The sequence below is a fragment of the Maribacter cobaltidurans genome (assembly GCF_002269385.1).
Lineage (GTDB): Bacteria > Bacteroidota > Bacteroidia > Flavobacteriales > Flavobacteriaceae > Maribacter > Maribacter cobaltidurans.
This window is the reverse complement of record NZ_CP022957.1, coordinates 2592396-2608051: the sequence shown is the minus strand read 5'-3', so window position 1 is coordinate 2608051 and position 15656 is coordinate 2592396. Positions and strand designations below refer to the sequence as shown.

Annotated in this window: 19 protein-coding genes and 1 pseudogene; 11 read left to right on the top strand and 9 right to left on the bottom strand. The window is 36.9% G+C overall.

Annotation, left to right across the window (positions count from 1 at the left end):
* Window positions 1-2 precede the first annotated feature (2 nt).
* The gene (locus tag CJ263_RS11455) at window positions 3-1364 is read right to left on the bottom strand and encodes an NAD-dependent succinate-semialdehyde dehydrogenase (RefSeq protein ID WP_094997399.1); all 1362 of its coding nucleotides are present in this window, start codon (window positions 1362-1364) and stop codon (window positions 3-5) included.
* Window positions 1365-1570: 206 nt separating this feature from the next.
* Between CJ263_RS11455 and CJ263_RS11450 the strand changes: the two genes are divergently transcribed.
* The 3 genes from CJ263_RS11450 to CJ263_RS11440 are packed head-to-tail and all read left to right on the top strand — an operon-like array spanning window position 1571 to window position 2451.
* Window positions 1571-1906: a YtxH domain-containing protein gene (locus CJ263_RS11450; RefSeq protein WP_094997398.1), complete on the top strand. Its 336-nt coding sequence runs from the start codon at window positions 1571-1573 to the stop codon at window positions 1904-1906.
* A complete protein-coding gene (locus tag CJ263_RS11445; protein WP_094997397.1) occupies window positions 1907-2254 on the top strand; it encodes a hypothetical protein in 348 nt (115 codons plus the stop codon). It begins immediately after the preceding gene.
* A 2-nt stretch (window positions 2255-2256) separates the two neighbouring features.
* Window positions 2257-2451, top strand: coding sequence for a hypothetical protein (locus CJ263_RS11440; protein ID WP_094997396.1), 195 nt, complete (start codon window positions 2257-2259; stop codon window positions 2449-2451).
* A gap of 11 nt (window positions 2452-2462) precedes the next feature.
* Here CJ263_RS11440 and CJ263_RS11435 read toward each other — a convergent pair whose 3' ends face one another.
* The 3 genes from CJ263_RS11435 to CJ263_RS11425 all read right to left on the bottom strand — a co-directional run bounded on the left by CJ263_RS11435 (window position 2463) and on the right by CJ263_RS11425 (window position 4907).
* A complete protein-coding gene (locus tag CJ263_RS11435) occupies window positions 2463-3509 on the bottom strand; it encodes a helix-turn-helix transcriptional regulator (protein WP_094999223.1) in 1047 nt (348 codons plus the stop codon).
* Between the two features lie 180 nt (window positions 3510-3689).
* Complete coding sequence (locus CJ263_RS11430) at window positions 3690-4172, bottom strand: Dps family protein (RefSeq protein ID WP_094997395.1); 483 nt, start codon at window positions 4170-4172, stop codon at window positions 3690-3692.
* A 129-nt stretch (window positions 4173-4301) separates the two neighbouring features.
* On the bottom strand, window positions 4302-4907 hold the full coding sequence (locus CJ263_RS11425; RefSeq protein ID WP_094999222.1) for a DUF2652 domain-containing protein: 606 nt from the start codon (window positions 4905-4907) through the stop codon (window positions 4302-4304).
* Window positions 4908-5165: 258 nt separating this feature from the next.
* On the opposite strand from CJ263_RS11425, the gene CJ263_RS11420 reads away from it, so the two are divergent.
* From CJ263_RS11420 to CJ263_RS11410, 3 genes and pseudogenes are all read left to right on the top strand, one after another.
* Window positions 5166-5747 (top strand): hypothetical protein, encoded by a 582-nt coding sequence (locus tag CJ263_RS11420; RefSeq protein ID WP_094997394.1) that lies wholly within the window; start codon window positions 5166-5168, stop codon window positions 5745-5747.
* A gap of 104 nt (window positions 5748-5851) precedes the next feature.
* Window positions 5852-6861: pseudogene (locus tag CJ263_RS21450) on the top strand (DNA topoisomerase IB).
* Window positions 6862-6942: 81 nt separating this feature from the next.
* Window positions 6943-7839: a mechanosensitive ion channel family protein gene (locus CJ263_RS11410; RefSeq protein WP_094997393.1), complete on the top strand. Its 897-nt coding sequence runs from the start codon at window positions 6943-6945 to the stop codon at window positions 7837-7839.
* A gap of 49 nt (window positions 7840-7888) precedes the next feature.
* On the opposite strand, the gene CJ263_RS11405 is transcribed toward CJ263_RS11410, so the two are convergent.
* Window positions 7889-8068 (bottom strand): HVA1 family protein, encoded by a 180-nt coding sequence (locus CJ263_RS11405; RefSeq protein WP_308423229.1) that lies wholly within the window; start codon window positions 8066-8068, stop codon window positions 7889-7891.
* A 282-nt stretch (window positions 8069-8350) separates the two neighbouring features.
* Between CJ263_RS11405 and CJ263_RS11400 the strand changes: the two genes are divergently transcribed.
* Both CJ263_RS11400 and CJ263_RS11395 read left to right on the top strand, forming a co-directional pair.
* On the top strand, window positions 8351-8620 hold the full coding sequence (locus CJ263_RS11400; RefSeq protein WP_094997392.1) for a hypothetical protein: 270 nt from the start codon (window positions 8351-8353) through the stop codon (window positions 8618-8620).
* Between the two features lie 61 nt (window positions 8621-8681).
* On the top strand, window positions 8682-9131 hold the full coding sequence (locus CJ263_RS11395) for a ferritin-like domain-containing protein (protein WP_094997391.1): 450 nt from the start codon (window positions 8682-8684) through the stop codon (window positions 9129-9131).
* Window positions 9132-9161: 30 nt separating this feature from the next.
* Here the strand turns inward: CJ263_RS11395 and CJ263_RS11390 are convergent, their stop codons facing one another.
* Entirely contained in the window at window positions 9162-10199 is a 1038-nt protein-coding gene (locus CJ263_RS11390) for a helix-turn-helix transcriptional regulator (RefSeq protein WP_094997390.1), read from the bottom strand.
* Window positions 10200-10425: 226 nt separating this feature from the next.
* Here CJ263_RS11390 and CJ263_RS11385 point away from each other — a divergent pair, with 226 nt between their 5' ends.
* Window positions 10426-11106: an SOS response-associated peptidase gene (locus tag CJ263_RS11385; RefSeq protein ID WP_158657134.1), complete on the top strand. Its 681-nt coding sequence runs from the start codon at window positions 10426-10428 to the stop codon at window positions 11104-11106.
* Window positions 11107-11122: 16 nt separating this feature from the next.
* On the opposite strand, the gene CJ263_RS11380 is transcribed toward CJ263_RS11385, so the two are convergent.
* Together CJ263_RS11380 and CJ263_RS11375 are read right to left on the bottom strand one after the other, a co-directional pair.
* Window positions 11123-12151 (bottom strand): helix-turn-helix domain-containing protein, encoded by a 1029-nt coding sequence (locus CJ263_RS11380; RefSeq protein WP_094997388.1) that lies wholly within the window; start codon window positions 12149-12151, stop codon window positions 11123-11125.
* A gap of 160 nt (window positions 12152-12311) precedes the next feature.
* Window positions 12312-13355 carry a helix-turn-helix domain-containing protein gene (locus tag CJ263_RS11375; RefSeq protein ID WP_094997387.1) on the bottom strand — a complete coding sequence of 348 codons (1044 nt, stop codon included), beginning with the start codon at window positions 13353-13355 and terminating at the stop codon, window positions 12312-12314.
* Between the two features lie 247 nt (window positions 13356-13602).
* Here CJ263_RS11375 and CJ263_RS11370 point away from each other — a divergent pair, with 247 nt between their 5' ends.
* Together CJ263_RS11370 and CJ263_RS11365 are read left to right on the top strand one after the other, a co-directional pair.
* Window positions 13603-13764, top strand: coding sequence for a DUF1328 family protein (locus CJ263_RS11370; protein WP_094997386.1), 162 nt, complete (start codon window positions 13603-13605; stop codon window positions 13762-13764).
* Between the two features lie 48 nt (window positions 13765-13812).
* Window positions 13813-13995 (top strand): hypothetical protein, encoded by a 183-nt coding sequence (locus CJ263_RS11365; RefSeq protein WP_094997385.1) that lies wholly within the window; start codon window positions 13813-13815, stop codon window positions 13993-13995.
* A gap of 46 nt (window positions 13996-14041) precedes the next feature.
* Here the strand turns inward: CJ263_RS11365 and CJ263_RS11360 are convergent, their stop codons facing one another.
* Entirely contained in the window at window positions 14042-15601 is a 1560-nt protein-coding gene (locus tag CJ263_RS11360) for a DUF748 domain-containing protein (protein ID WP_094997384.1), read from the bottom strand.
* Window positions 15602-15656 lie beyond the last annotated feature (55 nt).

Genomic DNA, 15656 nt, shown 5'->3' with positions numbered 1-15656 from the left:
TTTTAATTTTTAATGTAAACTGTTTTTTTATTCACAAACTCTAAAATTCCTTCTCTTGAAAGTTCTCTTCCGTACCCTGAATTTTTTGTTCCCCCAAAGGGCAACCTTGGGTCTGATTTTACCATTTCATTGACAAAAAAGGCACCGTCGGAAATTTCAGGAATGAGTTCCAAAGAATGTTCAATATCCTCTGTAAACAACATGGACCCTAGTCCATAGCTAGATATATTTGCCAATTCTATCGCATGTCTTCTATTGTCCGCTTTGATAATAGCCGCAACGGGTCCAAAGGTTTCCTCATCAAATGCCGGCATTCCGGGTGTTACTTCGGTAAGAATAGTGGGTTCAAAATATGCTCCGTCCTTTTTGTTACCCACAATCAGTTTAGCACCTTTCTCCAAAGATTTGTCCACTTGTTCCTTTAAGGTATCCGCCAAATCTGCCCTGGCAAGAACACCTATATAAGTGTCGTTATCCATAGGATTTCCTACGGTAAGTTTTTTGGTCGCCCCTATAAATCTTTCCAGAAATTCATCATAGATTTCAGGACACACAATAAATCGTTTCGCCGCAATGCAACTTTGCCCCGTATTCTGCATCCTGGCCTGCACCATAGTATCCAAATACTTGTCCAAGTTCGCATCCTCAAAAACAATACAGGAATTGTTGCCCCCCAACTCCAACACTGATTTCTTCAGGTTTTTACCGGCGGCTTGTGCAATTCCCCTTCCCGCTTTTTCGCTTCCAGTCAAGGTCACGGCCTTAATACCATCATTCCTGATTAATTCCTCAATTTCCTCATGACCAGCGAGAATGGCCTGAAAACAACCTTTAGGATAACCTACATCCAAAAACAACTGCTCCAAGGCCTTGGAACACCCGGGAACATTTTTGGCATGTTTTAATATACCCGTGTTTCCAGCGGTCAATGTTGGCGCTGCAAAGCGCATAACCTGCCAAAAGGGATAATTCCAGGGCATGACGGCCAAAATACATCCTAATGGGTCGTAGCTAATAAAACTTTCCTTGGCATCGGTTTCAATAATTTCATCGGCCAGAAGGTCTTCGACATTAAAGGCATAAAAGTCGCACGCCCATGCACATTTCTCTATTTCAGCAATACTTTGGGAAATTGGTTTTCCCATTTCCATGCTTATCAGCTTTGCGTATTCTTCCTTTCTATCCAGAAGTAGCTCGGATACGTTTTGCAACAATTCACAACGCTCCTCGATCGTTTTATCCGACCATTCCTTTTGGACCGACTGGGCCATCTTTAATTTTTCTTCAATGGAAGCTGATGTATCTTTATAGTATTCTTTTATGCTTTCTCCCGTGTACGGGTTTTTTGACCAAATGTTAGACATATTCTTTTGTTTGCTTGTATAACTTTCAAAATTAAGTTTGAAATGCGTTTCGTCTTAGTTCTTTTCCTTATTTTGTTAACCCTTTTGCACTTTAGGCATTGCCGTCAATATTTAATGTATTTGAGCTAAGCCAAGTTCTATTTTAAGTGCACCTTTGTTCATGTAAATGATGAAAGACATCATGAAGTAATTTAAAATCAATCATTATGAGTAATAATACTGGAAATACACTTTTGGCCATTATCGCAGGATCCGCCATAGGTGCAGCACTAGGAATTCTTTATGCTCCCGATAAAGGAGAGATTACTAGAAAAAGAATTGCCGACAAGGCCAACGAAACAAAAGATCATTTAACTGAGAATGCTATCACCCTAAAAGATAGGGTGGCAAGTAGTATTGCCTCAGAGAAACAATCCTTAGACCACAGGGTAGAATCCTTGGTATCTGATGTGAGTTATAAGACAGAGGATGTTATTACCACCCTGGAAAAGAAGTTGTCCGAGCTGAAAGCCAAAAACAAGAAACTCCAAAAGACTTCGTAAATGGGGGTTTTTGAATCACTCAACGATACTTCTAACAAGGCTGTGGACATAAGTGAGCAGTTTTATAGGAAGACGCAGGAGTACTACAAACTTAAAGTCTTTCACCAATTAGCATCAACTACCGGAATGTTCTGTAAAATGGCCATACTCGGTAGTTTGGCTTTTTTAGGAATATTGTTTTTAACGGTAGGCGCTACAATTTATCTAGGTGAGGTCCTAGGCAGCATGATTTATTCTTGCTTAATAATGGGATTATTTTTCTTTGTCATAGTCATGGTTCTTTTTACATTTCGAAATAGAATTGACAATTTGATCGTAAGGAAATTATCCCGTAAATTCTTCAATTAAAAATGTATAAGAACTTTGATGAGATAGAATATGATTTGCAGAGATTGGACCTTGAGCGAAAAATTGCATTGGAAGAGCTTAAAGGCCTTAAACAGGAAGTTAAAGAAGATTTAAGCCCTTACAATTGGCTTGCCACTTCAATCTCCATTGTTAAGAAATATGGGATGCTCTATTTAATTAAGAAAATACTAAAATAAAACGGAAGCTCTTAAACGACCTCCACGTTCATTGGTCTTTTTACTTTATTATTAAACTCACTTGGACTAATTCCGTATTTATTTTTAAAAATTTTGGAAAAATAACTTCTACTACTAAAACCAATAGAATAGACCACTTGGGAAACATTCATGTCGGATTTGCTTAAATAATCCCTAGCAGCTTCAAGACGAACATGTCTAATATATTCCGTTACCGTTCTAGTATACAACAACTTAAAACCCTCTTGCAACTTTGCTTGAGATAATCCGGAATCCCTTGATAGTTGTTCCAAAGTATAATCCTTGGATACATTTTTCGCAATCTTATTCGCCAAATCCCTAATAATTTTCAATTCTCTCCGCAACAACGAAGTTTCTGGAAGGGAATTTTTACTTTCCCGTTCATGCTGACCTATATGCATGGCCAAAATTTCATAGACCAAACCTTCAATTTGCATGATTCTTATCATGCCATTTTTATGTTTCACCTTTCTTAATGCGGCTATTTTATTGGCCAACTTTAAATTGTATGATCCAAAATAGGAAAATCGATTTTCATGATCGGCATCCATAAAAATGGTATAGAGTTTCTTATTGAGCTGCTCAACGCCGTTCAAACGCTTCTTGAGGAATTTTTTTCTCGTAATCTGCACCACGTTAATGGCCAGTTTTACATCTTTTGAGAAATATCCAAAACTGGCAGAATCATCTGTATTGGCGATAATTACAGATTGAAATTGCTCCAAGGTCTTTCGCTCACTCTCAGGTTGGTTTGCAAAACGATTTTCACAGTAACCCTCTAAACAATAATAAAAACGTATGGGATTGAATTGTGGGGAATCATGTACCATAACCACATCCTCATGAAAAACAATATCATATTCCAACAAGGTAACTCCCCAATCAAATGGAATATATCGAATGGAACCCGTTGCTTTGGCATTGTTGACAGACAACGTAAACTCCCCCCATCTTTCCGTTAGATTACCACCAATCTGTTGCTGTAATTGGTGTACGTTATCACTTGTTGAAATACCCGTTATTGTAATTGTCATCATATTCCCCATTTGTAAACCCGGGTAGTATAACCCAAGATTGCCCAAAATTAGGGATAAGGTATGACATTTATGGAGTTTGATCCTTTAAAGACCTATGATAAAAACCAAATTGACCTATCCTTCAATAAAAAAAGCTCTCCTTGGGAGCTTTTGTATATAGTTTCTAAATGAATCCTATTCTTATAACTGATCCCGGGTATCCTTGGTCCAGGCGTCCAACATCCAGCTCACCTTTTCCAAACTTGCAATATAGCCTCCCAACATATCAATGGTTCCTTCATCCCCGGCGTCCTCGGCTTTCTTAACTACCTTGCTCATTTGCCTAAGAATAATTTCATGATCTGTTAATATACGTTCTACCATTTTTTTATCACTGATCAAAGAAGAGGTTTCCTCCACTTTCGAAAGTTTTATGTACTCCGTGAACCTACTTTCCGGATGATGCCTAAGAGTCAATATTCTTTCTGCGATTTCATCAATTTTTATTCTTGCATCGGTATATAGCTCTTCAAATTTTACGTGAAGATCAAAGAAATTTTTGCCCAATACGTTCCAATGAAATCCTCGTAGGTTTTGGTAGTAGATATTATAATCGGCCAGCAAGGTGTTTAACTCTTTAACAACTGGTTCCACCTTTGAAGTTTCAATATCCAAATAGCTCATATTAGTATTTTTTGATTAATAATTCCTTTTACCTTCAAAGTTACGTAGAAGGAACATGGAGAGTTGGCTCAATAGAAACAAGCCTTGACTCCAATCAAAACTGACTTTGATTTTATAACTAAAAAGAACTTATTTGCTTATAAGCGGCTTTAAATTGATATAATGGTAATAGACCTTACCCACGTGGTCATATTCAGTAAAGTTCTTTTTTAACTGGCCCCAATCAAAACTATCATCAAGGTCGTGTTCCTTATAATAATTGCTGATACCATCGCTCAAGAGAATATATTCATCCATCCTAATTTTATTCTTCAAAAGCCTATGGGCAACGATTAGGTCCTCACCAAATAATTTTATTCTATTTCCCACCTTGGTAGAGGCCACTTCCTCTCCATAATGAAGAATAATTTTAAGGCCAAGTACCTCTGGAATTATTGGGGCGTCCTTGGAGTCTTTATATTGGTCCCTTAACTCATCAAGTTGCTTATAAAACTCAATATAAAAATTCTCACATTGTTCAATCAGCTTCTTCAAAGGGGGCATCTTACCCGTTCTAAAAAAGAGGACAGCATCCCCTTCAATTTCTGAAACCTTGAGGCCTATCTTATTGGAGTATATTATTTTGTTCAAAAGGGTAGGAATTACCTTGGAACTAAGGTCAAAATCCGTTTCGCTCATAAATTCGGTAAAACCGCTTATATCGGGTATACACAATAAGGTTGGAGTTGTCTTCATGGAATTCATCAAATTCGGGATTATATTATATGTTAAATCTTTCTTGCCATAGCGTTTCAAAGCAAGTACCAACTTAAAGGAATTGTTTCTATTTAGGTAACTCAATAACTAAAATAATTACTTCGTAAACCCGCTATAAATATAGCATAACATACAGATTCTGTTACCGTTAAGATTCCTAGGGATACAGCAAAAAGAGACCGGGCTTCTCCCTTAGTTTTGTAATGAAACGAATTAGGAACATTTAAAAAAGATATAATGAAGAAATTATTGATGATAGCAGGAATAGGGGCACTTATTGTTAGCTGTAATGTAAAAAAAGAAGAAAAAGGAGAAATGCCAGAACTAGATGTAGATGTTATGGCAGACGCAGGAGAACTACCGGAATATGATGTAAACTGGGCCGATATCGATGTGGGAACCACCACCAAAACAGTATCCGTACCCAAGGTAGTAGTGGTCATGGAGGAAGAAGAGGTAGAAGTTCCATATATAGATGTGGACATGCCCGAAGGTGACAGTACTCAAATTGAAGAAAGAACCATTATGGTGGAAGCAGAAGTTACTGATACCGAACATAACATTGATATTAGAAAAATATTCGCTTCCGGCAATAAACTTTATGTAGTCTCAGAATTGACCAGTACAGATACTTCGATTGGTGACAAAACCATGAGGGTTTCCGATCAAGTTGTACTAAAGGCTCCAGAAATGGACGTAAAGTATATTATTGTTGGTGAAAGACCGGATAGCATGTTCAACAGTAAATACGAGTATGTCGCTAATATGTCCGAAATAGATAAGGATATGAAAGATTCTAAAGTGATATACGAGAAATAGAATTTTGGTTGATTGGTTGAAAAATGATTCTCGTGTGGTAAAACATACTTGAGTCATTTTTTTATACCCCACAACTCAAATAATAAAACATTCCCCCAATTTTAATGGAATCGACCATTACATATGATATAGACTTCATTGATAAATTAATGAGTCAACCTAGTCAGGCGGCATCCCACATGGACTTAACTTATGTCAACCGGGACACCTTGTCCATTTTAAGATTAAGAAAAGGAGAGGAATTTGTATACCAGCTGCATGAGAAGCCATTAAGAAAGAAAGGTGATTTGGAAAGAATCAAGAAGTTGGTCATCCCCCCTGCTTGGAAGGATGTTAGGATTGCCACCCAATCAAATGCGCATTTACAGGCAATTGGTTATGATGTAAAAAAAAGGACCCAATATAGATATCATCCCACTTGGCTTATTGTAAGAAATAGGGCCAAGTTCTATAAGATGCTCCATTTTGGGGAATCCCTTCCAATTATTAGAGATCGAATTGAAAAGGATTTAAGATTGGAGGGAGGGCAAAAGAACAAGGTATTGGCCTTGATTTTAAGTCTAATGGAAGAAACCCATATCAGAATAGGAAACCAACAATATGCAAAAAGGAATAACACCTATGGACTTTCTACGCTTAGATCAAAACACGTAACGCTATTTAAGGACAATGTGAAGTTTGAGTTCACGGGAAAAAAGGCAAAAAGCACAGCATAACCCTTAAAAACAAGAAACTGGTAAAATTGGTAAGTAAATGTGAGGAAATTCCAGGTTGGGAACTTTTTCAATTTTTTGACAAGGAGGGTATTAAAACTTCGGTAGATAGTGGCATGGTCAACGATTACATACATGAAATAAGTGGTCATTTATTCACGGCCAAGGATTTTAGAACGTGGGCAGGCACCGTTGTTTTCTATGAAACCCTGAAGGATTTACCACGACCTTCGTCCGATTCTCAAACGAAGAAGAATATTTTAAAGGCGTTCGATGAAACAGCAAAACAACTTGGAAATACCAGGAATGTCTGTAGAAAGTATTATGTGCATCCCTTGGTTGCAAAAAAATATGAAATGGGCGAATTGAGTATTGACGAAGATATACATTGGAAAAATTAACCCGGCCTAACTAAAACAGAACAAGAAATTCTAAAACTAATTAGGGAGTACAAACCCTTAAATAATCTTTAAACTAGAAACATGGACAAAAAATTCTCAGAGGCATGGTCTAAAATGATGGAGAAATTGAACGATTGGTTTGATGCCCTCATCCTTAATTTGCCCAACATTATTATAGCTGTAATCGTTTTTTCCGTATCCCTATTTATTTCCAGATATATAAGTAAGGGCGTGGCAAAACTTTTGGAGAAGACCAAGTTACAGGCATCCATGAAAAGTCTTTTGTCCAAAATTGCCTCTATAGTTATTGTGCTTATGGGGCTGTTCCTGGTTCTGGGAATCCTTAATCTTAGTAAAGCCCTCAATACAGTTCTTGCCGGTGCCGGAGTTGTAGGTCTAGCCGTGGGTCTGGCACTTCAAGGAGCACTGGCCAATACCTATTCTGGAATTGTCCTTTCTTATATTAAACATATAAAATTTGGTGATTGGATAGAGAGCAACGGGTTTGAAGGTGAAGTGATTGATTTGGATCTCCGTTCCGTAACCCTTAAGCAACCGGATAACAATCTAGTCTTTCTGCCCAATAAGTTGGTAGTTGAAAACCCCATTAAAAACTATTCCACAACGGCGCAGTCCAGGGTAATTCTGGAATGTGGTGTGGGTTATGAATCTGACCTGGAATTTGTTAGGAATTTGGTAAAGAAAACCATTTTGGAAAACTTTGAATCTATAGAACAAAAAGAAGACATCATTTTTCTATATGAGGAATTTGGTGACAGTTCCATAAATTTTGAGACCAGATTTTGGATCAAATCAACTTCTGCCCTTGAGGTAGCCAGGGCAAAAACGGATGCTATGATTGCAGTTAAAAAAGCGTTTGACCAAAACGATATCAACATCCCATTCCCCATTAGGACATTGGATTTTCCGCAAAAGCTAAAAATCGCTTCAGGGAAAAATGAGAAAGATGAGGAGTAAATCCATTAAAAGGGTTCTTATTCAACCCTCCCAACCTCGCTCTCACTTTTTAGAACGTGGTCACCATCGTTTTGTTCAATAAAGAGTGTTTATCATCTGTTGTTCCGTTTCTGATTACTTTTGCCCCCTTTATTTCCTTGGTGATTTTATGGTCAAAGGATTCCATGACTTTGCCTTTGGCATATCCAGAACCCCATTTCCATTTTACAACCGTACCTTCTCTAATCATGAGCCAAGACATTTCTTGAACTTGTGCCCCCCAGTGCCCCTAAAATGTTGGAGAACGGGACAATGGGGAGGAGGCTCTTGAGTGAGCCCACAAATTCTAAACAATTTGGAATATTAACTATTACTGTGAAATTCCGAAAAAATAGATTCACAAACCATTTACGACCTTCTAAATTTTAACCCAATACCTACAAAAATTTGCTGTATTTGTTTGAGCAAAAACACGGATTTATTAAGACAATAGAACATACAGGGCGTCATTAGCTTTGTAAAAAACCCAGATATGATATCCGTTGCAGAACTATTAGGGGCAATTTCTATCTTTACGGCGATGGGCTTCCTATTGATTTTTTTAAAGGAAAATGCTTTCGATAAAACCACAAAATCCGAGCTGAAGTTCCAAAACCCCAACACCAGTGAATCCTTCATTGATATAGATATGGATTCCCTCGACTACGATGGAACCAATAAAAATAATCCAGAACGCATGAATGAGAAGAAACGACATTTAGAGTCCTTTAAGCTTAGGAACAAGTTCTATCACATGAAGTAAGGATGAACATGTTAAATGGCCCACATCCCAAAAAAGGCCTATCACTTAAACGAGAATAAAAATGAGCACGTACACAGAAAAAGTAGGAAATAAATTAAATGACATCTTGGAAAAAACCTATGATGCGGAAAAAGGTTTTAAAAAGGCTGCAAACAATACGGACAACGTCGCCTTAAAGACGTATTTTGAAAATAAAGCCAAGCAGCGTTACGATTTTGGTCACGAATTGAAGAATGAAATTGCCAGTTTTGGCCAAGACGTGGACAAAGGGGACAGTCTTACCAGTAAGGCCCACAGAACTTGGATGGACATAAAGGCAATGTTTTCTTCGGATGATGCCGAAGCTATGCTTGAAGAAGCCATTAGAGGAGAAAAGGCTACTCTTGATGAATATGAAGATGTACTTACGGAAACCTCCCTGCCAAGTAGCACATCCGCAGTTTTAAAAAGTCAAAAAAATGCTATAGAAAAAGGTCTATCCAATATAAAAACCTTGGAAGACCTCGCATAAAAACAGGCTAGGAAATGGAAAAAAAGAAGGCTAAGCAGCCTTCTTTTCTTTTTTTAACACGACTTTGTTCGCATTCTTTTTATAGGTCTTGGGACTACAGTTGTATTTCTTTTTGAAAATTTTACAGAAATAACTTCTGCTTGTAAACCCAATGGAATAAACTACTTGGGAGATATTAAGATCGGTTGTCCTAATCAACTCCTCAGCTTTTTCAAGCCTCACAAGCCTTATGTATTCGCCCAGAGTGGCATCGTGCATAAATTTGAACCCAAGCTGTAATTTTGATGGGGATAGTCCGGATTTTTCAGAGATACTATTAATACTATGTTCCACCTCTGGATAGTTGTTTATATAATCCGTAAGCTCACTGATCATCTCTAATTCCTTTTTAAGAAGCGTAGTAGCCGGTTTGAGGCCTTTTTCCAAGTCTTTCTGGAACTGTTCTATCTGTTTTGCCAATATCATATGGCATACCCCGTTAAAGTAGCTTAGGGAAGAAAGTGAATTTGCAAATTTGGCATCCTCCAACTTTTTGATCAGTTCCCCAATCTCCAAATTGAATTTACCTACATGCAAATGGCCCATAACTTCTTTATCATAAGAATTCAATAAAGAAACCAAAGTTTCCCTTTCGGATTCTTCCGCGCCTTTTTGGTTCTCCTGTATATTTACCCTAAGGCAATTGAAAATGACATGTTCGTCCCTCTTAAAAATTAGCTTGGTGGTATGTGAATCATCATCAAAAACAACCGCCGTTTGTAATTCTTCCAATTTGGTAACAATATCATTACCACTGAATTTATGAAAGCAATTTCCTTTAAGGCAGTAAAATAAGTATACGGATTCGTCATTCGTTTGATCCAAAAGGAGTTCAAAATCCTGTTTTAGGGATAAATCGAATTCCATGGCCATAAGGCCTTTTTCTAAATTTACTATATTGATTTGACCTGAGCCAATTGATGAATCTACAACCAACATGGGAACCCCATTGTCATTTGTAACCTCACCCTTAAACCTCTTACTTAAGAGATTTAGCTCATGCAAAGCATTTTTTCTACGTGTTTTCATATTGGTATTTATTTCTTTTTCTGTAGGATTTTACCCTATAATAAAGATAATCCGTTTTTATGCCGGCCATTGCCGAAATAGCATAAATATTTAACGAAATACAGTAAATACGGCCAATCCTTAGGAGAATTAAACAACTTATTTCTAATGGATTACGTTTTTTGCCATTTAAATCAATACCAGTACCTGAAAATGGTTTACTTGCATGTGTAAAATGAAGAGGTTTATGTATTTTAAATTATCAAATACGGCGGAGAAGGAAATTTTGGAAAGAATGACAAAAGCTTCTTTTAAATATCCAAACCTCTACAAACCCCAAAGTATTATCCACGGATTGACAGAAGTATCCATTCCAATCATTACTATGGATAAACCAGATGAACTCTCTTTGTCCATTTGGGGACTCTTACCGGACAACTATACTGCGGACTGGAGTGATTTTCAAAACAACTTCAATACCTTAAATTTTCAAGAAGACTCCATGGATTCCGGGCTTTGGTACTCAGAAGCTTTAATAAGCAGAAGGTGTCTTATTCCCGTAACAGGTTTTTTTACTACTCTTATAGAAAACGGTGAGGCATACAACTTTAAAATAGCCCTAAAGAACGGAAGTCCCTTCTATTTGGCCGGCATCTACACGATTTTGGAAGATGGTTTTCTAACGTGTTCCATTTTAACCGGAAAATCGGACGATTTTATAAAACAAGTGCAAAACACCGTAGATTCAATGCCGGTGACCATACCTGTGGATAAGAAGGACGAATGGCTTGATTTCAATACAACCCCTATGAGAACCAGGCAATTTTTAAAGAAAATTCCTAAGCAGGATTTTAGTGCCACCTCAATTTCAGATGCATATTACAATCAAAAAAATTTGGACAAAAGCCCAAATATGTCTTTAGGTTAGCATCTAGCGGATTGAATCAACTGGTTTTTCCTGCTTTTAAATGTTTTCGATAATCCGTGGGAAGGACACCATAGGCCTCATGAAAAATTTTAGAGAAATAACTTCTACTCTTTATACCGACGAGATAAACTATTTCGGATATGGTCAAGTCAGAATTCTTCAAGTAATCCCGGGACACTTCCAGTTTTAGCTGCCTTACATATTCGTTAACCGTTTTGGAATAAAGGACTTTAAAACCTAACTGCAATTTTTTGGGACTCAACCCAGATTTTCTGCTAAGTACTTTAATTGAAATGGAACCGGAAATATTATCTATAATATATTCCGTGAGCACATGTATTTTTTTTATGTCCTCTTTGGATAGCGATTCCTTAACTGATTCCTTGGTTTCAAAATTATGGTGTTCCAATAATTGCAAGGAAAGAATAAGGTATATCCTACCTTCAATGGACAAGGTTCGCATGATACCACTCTCGTAAACATTCCCCAATTCCTTTACCTCGTCTGCAATCTTAAGGCTATAGCTACCACCATGAGAATAGGGCAAAGTATTTTTATCATCGTTGAACACAGAGAACAATAGCTGGTTTAGGTAGGTTACATTGTTGTTTTTCTTCTTTAGGTATTCCTTTTTGAAGATTCTTATAAAATTCACCTTTAGTTCCTTATTTGCCGGAAAAACGAAGTTTTTTTCCTGAAACCTTTCCGCTGACAAAATAATATTTTGAAATTGTTCCAACTCCAATTTTTCCCCTAAATGGCCTTCCTTATAGGTGAAACCTCCTTTAGAAATGAAAATGAACTCCAGTGGGGCAATACCCTTGGATTTTACGGTCAACTTTACATCATCAAAAAAGGTGATATGACAATCCAATAAGGATATGCCCCAATCAAATCCTATGTTTCTAATAAATCCTTTAGCTAAATCATTATTAAACCTAACGACCTTCTCTCCCCATTGGTCTTCCAGGGTACCGTTTAGGCACTCTTTAAAGCCCATGAGCAAATCCTCATCCCTTACACTATTTATAACAATCTCTTTCATAGTTATTTAAAACAAAAAACAACTAATACAAAGAAATTGGAATTTAGTGGCATGCATTAACAATTATGAAACGTTCATTAACACAATTGCGATGCTAAAGGGTTAAAAAAAATGTTAAAAGACTTAAAAAAGATTATTTATATGGTGAGGGACCAGGCCATCAAGCCGATTTAGTTCTTGCCTTTTTTGGATTCAATTTTTTTAAATATTGGGTAGGGGTCATGGCATACCTCTCCTTGAACAGCTTGGAAAAGTAACTTCTCGAATTTATTCCGATTTTATAGGTAATCTCGGTAATATTCAAATCGGTTTTCTCCATAAGGTTCTTGGCCATTTCCATTCGCTCGTTTCTAATGTATTGATTGACGGACATTCCATATAGATGTTGAAATCCATTCTGAAGGGTATTCTGGTTCAGCCCTACCCTTTTGGCCAATGCAATGATATTATCCACTTGTTCAAGTTCGGCAGAAATTATGTCGGTGGCCTCCTCCAACTTCTTAACGGTGGCCTGCCTTAAAATTTTTCTATTATCCGGATCTGCGGAATCATCGATATATTGTCTTAAATGATGAGCCAGAATTTCATAACACTTTCCCTCTATAAAAACACTTTTTGGAAAACCTGTGTGTTCGCATTCCATTATTTCCTCGATACACCGGGCAATATTCAAGCTGTAATTGCTCTTGTAGAAAAAAAGATTTACACCATTGACATCCCGAAACAAGGCCTCAAGGTCAGAATTCATATCCGGTAGAAAATCACCGATCTTTTCCTCAAAACGTTTACGGTTTATTTCTATTATAAAAAAGCATATGGGGTCCTTGGCCGGTAACACCACCATATTGGAATATTTTCCATTACTGGACAACATAGCGCTTTCCAAATGATTTATATCATGGGCATCTTCCTTGCCATTAAATCTATGTCTAAATTGGGATTCCCTATTATAAATGAGTTCCAAAGGTTGGACCAGGGATTGATTAAGCTCAAAATGTATTTCATTTTTAAGCCGAACGTTCAAATCCATTAGACCTACCCCATGGGAAAAGGACATGGCCTTTATGGTACCAGTACCGGCATCTTCTGGAATATCAATACAGATCTCATTGTTTTCAGTTTCATAGTCTACACGTAAACGATTTGCAATATCCTTTACAACGTCAACTACGTTGAGTTCTTTAAGTTCCTTTTTCTCGCCCATATATTGTTGCAATAACCCACAAGATATAACAAAATACAGTCAAGTTTAAAATTACGGCCCAATAGTGTTAAAGAAAATCCCATTTGTTATAAGTGCAATTAAATCAATCCATTAGGGATATTGGCAAACCCATTGAATGAGTCAATCATTACTCTTTTACAACAAACAGCATCCAGACATTAATGTGATCTTTGAAATGTAGAAAGGGGGATAGACCCTTTAGTATATTAATTTTAAAAAACACAATATGTTACGCTGGACGATAACTTTTATAATATTGGCAATTATTGCCGGAATTCTTGGATTTGGAGGAATAGCTGCGGGAGCCGCAGGTATAGCAAAAGTGCTATTTTTTATATTTATAGTTCTTTTCATTATATCCCTTATTAGAGGAAAAAAAGTAGTATAGATACTACATAACAACCTTTACCCAATTAATAATTTTAAAACAAAAATCATGAGAAAGTCATTATTTATGTTCCTTTTTTGTCTAATGACAGTAGGAATTGCGCTGAGCTGTAGGGAAGAAAAATCTACAGGTGAAAAAATTGAAGAAGGCGTGGAAGATGTTGGTGATGGTATCGAAGACGGTGCCGAAGAAGTTGAGGACGCTGTAGAAGACGTTGCCGATGATCATTAACGATAAACATTGAACACTATTTGAAGAGGGCTTTTTGCCCTCTTTTTTATTTCTTTTTGCCACTACCCGTAATGACATCAATGAGTCCATCTTCTAGACCAATCCATAAATAGTTAAAAAAAGATTTATTACGGTTTCTTTCGACTTCTATGGTCCCATACCTGTAGCCATCCTCATCTGCCCTGGAACCATCATTGATGAACAAATTACCAAGAAAGGAAATTATTTTTTTAACGTGATCACGCTCCTTGTCCAATAATTGTAGTTTAAAGTCCTCATAATTCATTTTGATATCTCCTTGCGCAGTATATTCCCCTCCACTAATGGTAAAATACATTTGGTCTATGGTCCCTTCCGCTCTTAACCTAGCGTTGGGAATCAAAAAATCATTTAAGTTGGATGTTTCCAAATTACTAAGTCCCCCAGAAACTATAAATTCATCTTTTTGATCAAAAACATTAAACTTCCAATCCAAGGTAAACATGCCGCTCCCCATGAATGCCGAATTAATTTTAATGTTTACCATATCCGTATTTTCCTGCATATTGGAGAAGTTGGTTACGGTTACCCCTAAATCTTCAAAAGTTAGAATCCCAGGTCTGGCATTATTTGGAGCGTTTTCTTCGTAAGCTAAATACCCTTCATGTATGGCTACCTTCGCAATCCGTAGTTTTACTGGTAACCTTCTAATTAACTCTGCATATAATGGACGTCTTGTTTGGTTTTCCAATAACTCTTTATCCCGGTAAACATCAAATTTGGGCTCTTGTACGTCTATCGTATCAAAATTTAAAAAAAGGGTCTCATCGACCACATCTAGATTATGCCTATTTATTCGGATGGATGGTATTTTTAAATCCAAATGATCTCTCTCATACCTTATTTTTTCACTCAACTCCTGTTTTGAATATTTTGTGTTGAACTTAAAGTCCAAAATTTCAATGGAAGTGCTATCCATACTATAGTTTCCAATAAAAAATTCTTCATATTCACCCGAAGGACCACTCACATTGGAAAAACTCAAATCGTAATCCTCAAATTTAAAAGGTATATATTCCTTTATTTGAGTAGCATCCGTACTTACATCTTTCATGGAGAAGTCAATGGTCTCCACTTTTAATAGATTCTCATCCCCTGAGGAATCGGCTATCTCCACTTTACCCTTCCTAAACACAATTTTGTCTACGGAAATCGGTTTTAAAAGATTAATGGGTTTGTTTGCTTGAGAAATATTGGTGGTGTCCTTCGGGCAGGTCTTGAAGTTTAATGAGGGTCTAACCAATTCAATTTTACGGGCATGGATTTGGTTCTTTGAAAAGAATCGCCAATAACTAAATCCTTTTACAAGGATTTCATCGGTTTGAATTATTATTTCACAGGAAGAGGTTTGGCGTCCGGTACTATTGACATTAGTATTTCCAAACTTAAGATCACCATTGACAAGGTTAATATCTATTTGATCAAAGGAATATTGAATATGATTAGGAACCTTGCGCTCCAAAAACTCGACTACGGCCTTTTTCATTTGCCATTGGGCCAAAAAGTATAGTCCTAAGGAGAAAATTGTAACACCCAGTGCCCATGTAATAATACGTTTAAAATTCATAAGCTACCAAGCATTTAATAGTTTCAATAAATCCTACCCCTTACACCATAGGTGT

Excerpts from the sequence above, each read along its gene's own strand:
- CJ263_RS11455 (WP_094997399.1), bottom strand. The coding sequence starts at position 1,364 with ATGTCTAACATTTGGTCAAAAAACCCGTACACGGGAGAAAGCATAAAA.
- CJ263_RS11450 (WP_094997398.1), top strand. The coding sequence starts at position 1,571 with ATGAGTAATAATACTGGAAATACACTTTTGGCCATTATCGCAGGATCC.
- CJ263_RS11445 (WP_094997397.1), top strand. The coding sequence starts at position 1,907 with ATGGGGGTTTTTGAATCACTCAACGATACTTCTAACAAGGCTGTGGAC.
- CJ263_RS11440 (WP_094997396.1), top strand. The coding sequence starts at position 2,257 with ATGTATAAGAACTTTGATGAGATAGAATATGATTTGCAGAGATTGGAC.
- CJ263_RS11435 (WP_094999223.1), bottom strand. The coding sequence starts at position 3,509 with ATGATGACAATTACAATAACGGGTATTTCAACAAGTGATAACGTACAC.
- CJ263_RS11430 (WP_094997395.1), bottom strand. The coding sequence starts at position 4,172 with ATGAGCTATTTGGATATTGAAACTTCAAAGGTGGAACCAGTTGTTAAA.
- CJ263_RS11425 (WP_094999222.1), bottom strand. The coding sequence starts at position 4,907 with ATGAAGACAACTCCAACCTTATTGTGTATACCCGATATAAGCGGTTTT.
- CJ263_RS11420 (WP_094997394.1), top strand. The coding sequence starts at position 5,166 with ATGAAGAAATTATTGATGATAGCAGGAATAGGGGCACTTATTGTTAGC.
- CJ263_RS11410 (WP_094997393.1), top strand. The coding sequence starts at position 6,943 with ATGGACAAAAAATTCTCAGAGGCATGGTCTAAAATGATGGAGAAATTG.
- CJ263_RS11405 (WP_308423229.1), bottom strand. The coding sequence starts at position 8,068 with ATGATTAGAGAAGGTACGGTTGTAAAATGGAAATGGGGTTCTGGATAT.
- CJ263_RS11400 (WP_094997392.1), top strand. The coding sequence starts at position 8,351 with ATGATATCCGTTGCAGAACTATTAGGGGCAATTTCTATCTTTACGGCG.
- CJ263_RS11395 (WP_094997391.1), top strand. The coding sequence starts at position 8,682 with ATGAGCACGTACACAGAAAAAGTAGGAAATAAATTAAATGACATCTTG.
- CJ263_RS11390 (WP_094997390.1), bottom strand. The coding sequence starts at position 10,199 with ATGAAAACACGTAGAAAAAATGCTTTGCATGAGCTAAATCTCTTAAGT.
- CJ263_RS11385 (WP_158657134.1), top strand. The coding sequence starts at position 10,426 with ATGTATTTTAAATTATCAAATACGGCGGAGAAGGAAATTTTGGAAAGA.
- CJ263_RS11380 (WP_094997388.1), bottom strand. The coding sequence starts at position 12,151 with ATGAAAGAGATTGTTATAAATAGTGTAAGGGATGAGGATTTGCTCATG.
- CJ263_RS11375 (WP_094997387.1), bottom strand. The coding sequence starts at position 13,355 with ATGGGCGAGAAAAAGGAACTTAAAGAACTCAACGTAGTTGACGTTGTA.
- CJ263_RS11370 (WP_094997386.1), top strand. The coding sequence starts at position 13,603 with ATGTTACGCTGGACGATAACTTTTATAATATTGGCAATTATTGCCGGA.
- CJ263_RS11365 (WP_094997385.1), top strand. The coding sequence starts at position 13,813 with ATGAGAAAGTCATTATTTATGTTCCTTTTTTGTCTAATGACAGTAGGA.
- CJ263_RS11360 (WP_094997384.1), bottom strand. The coding sequence starts at position 15,601 with ATGAATTTTAAACGTATTATTACATGGGCACTGGGTGTTACAATTTTC.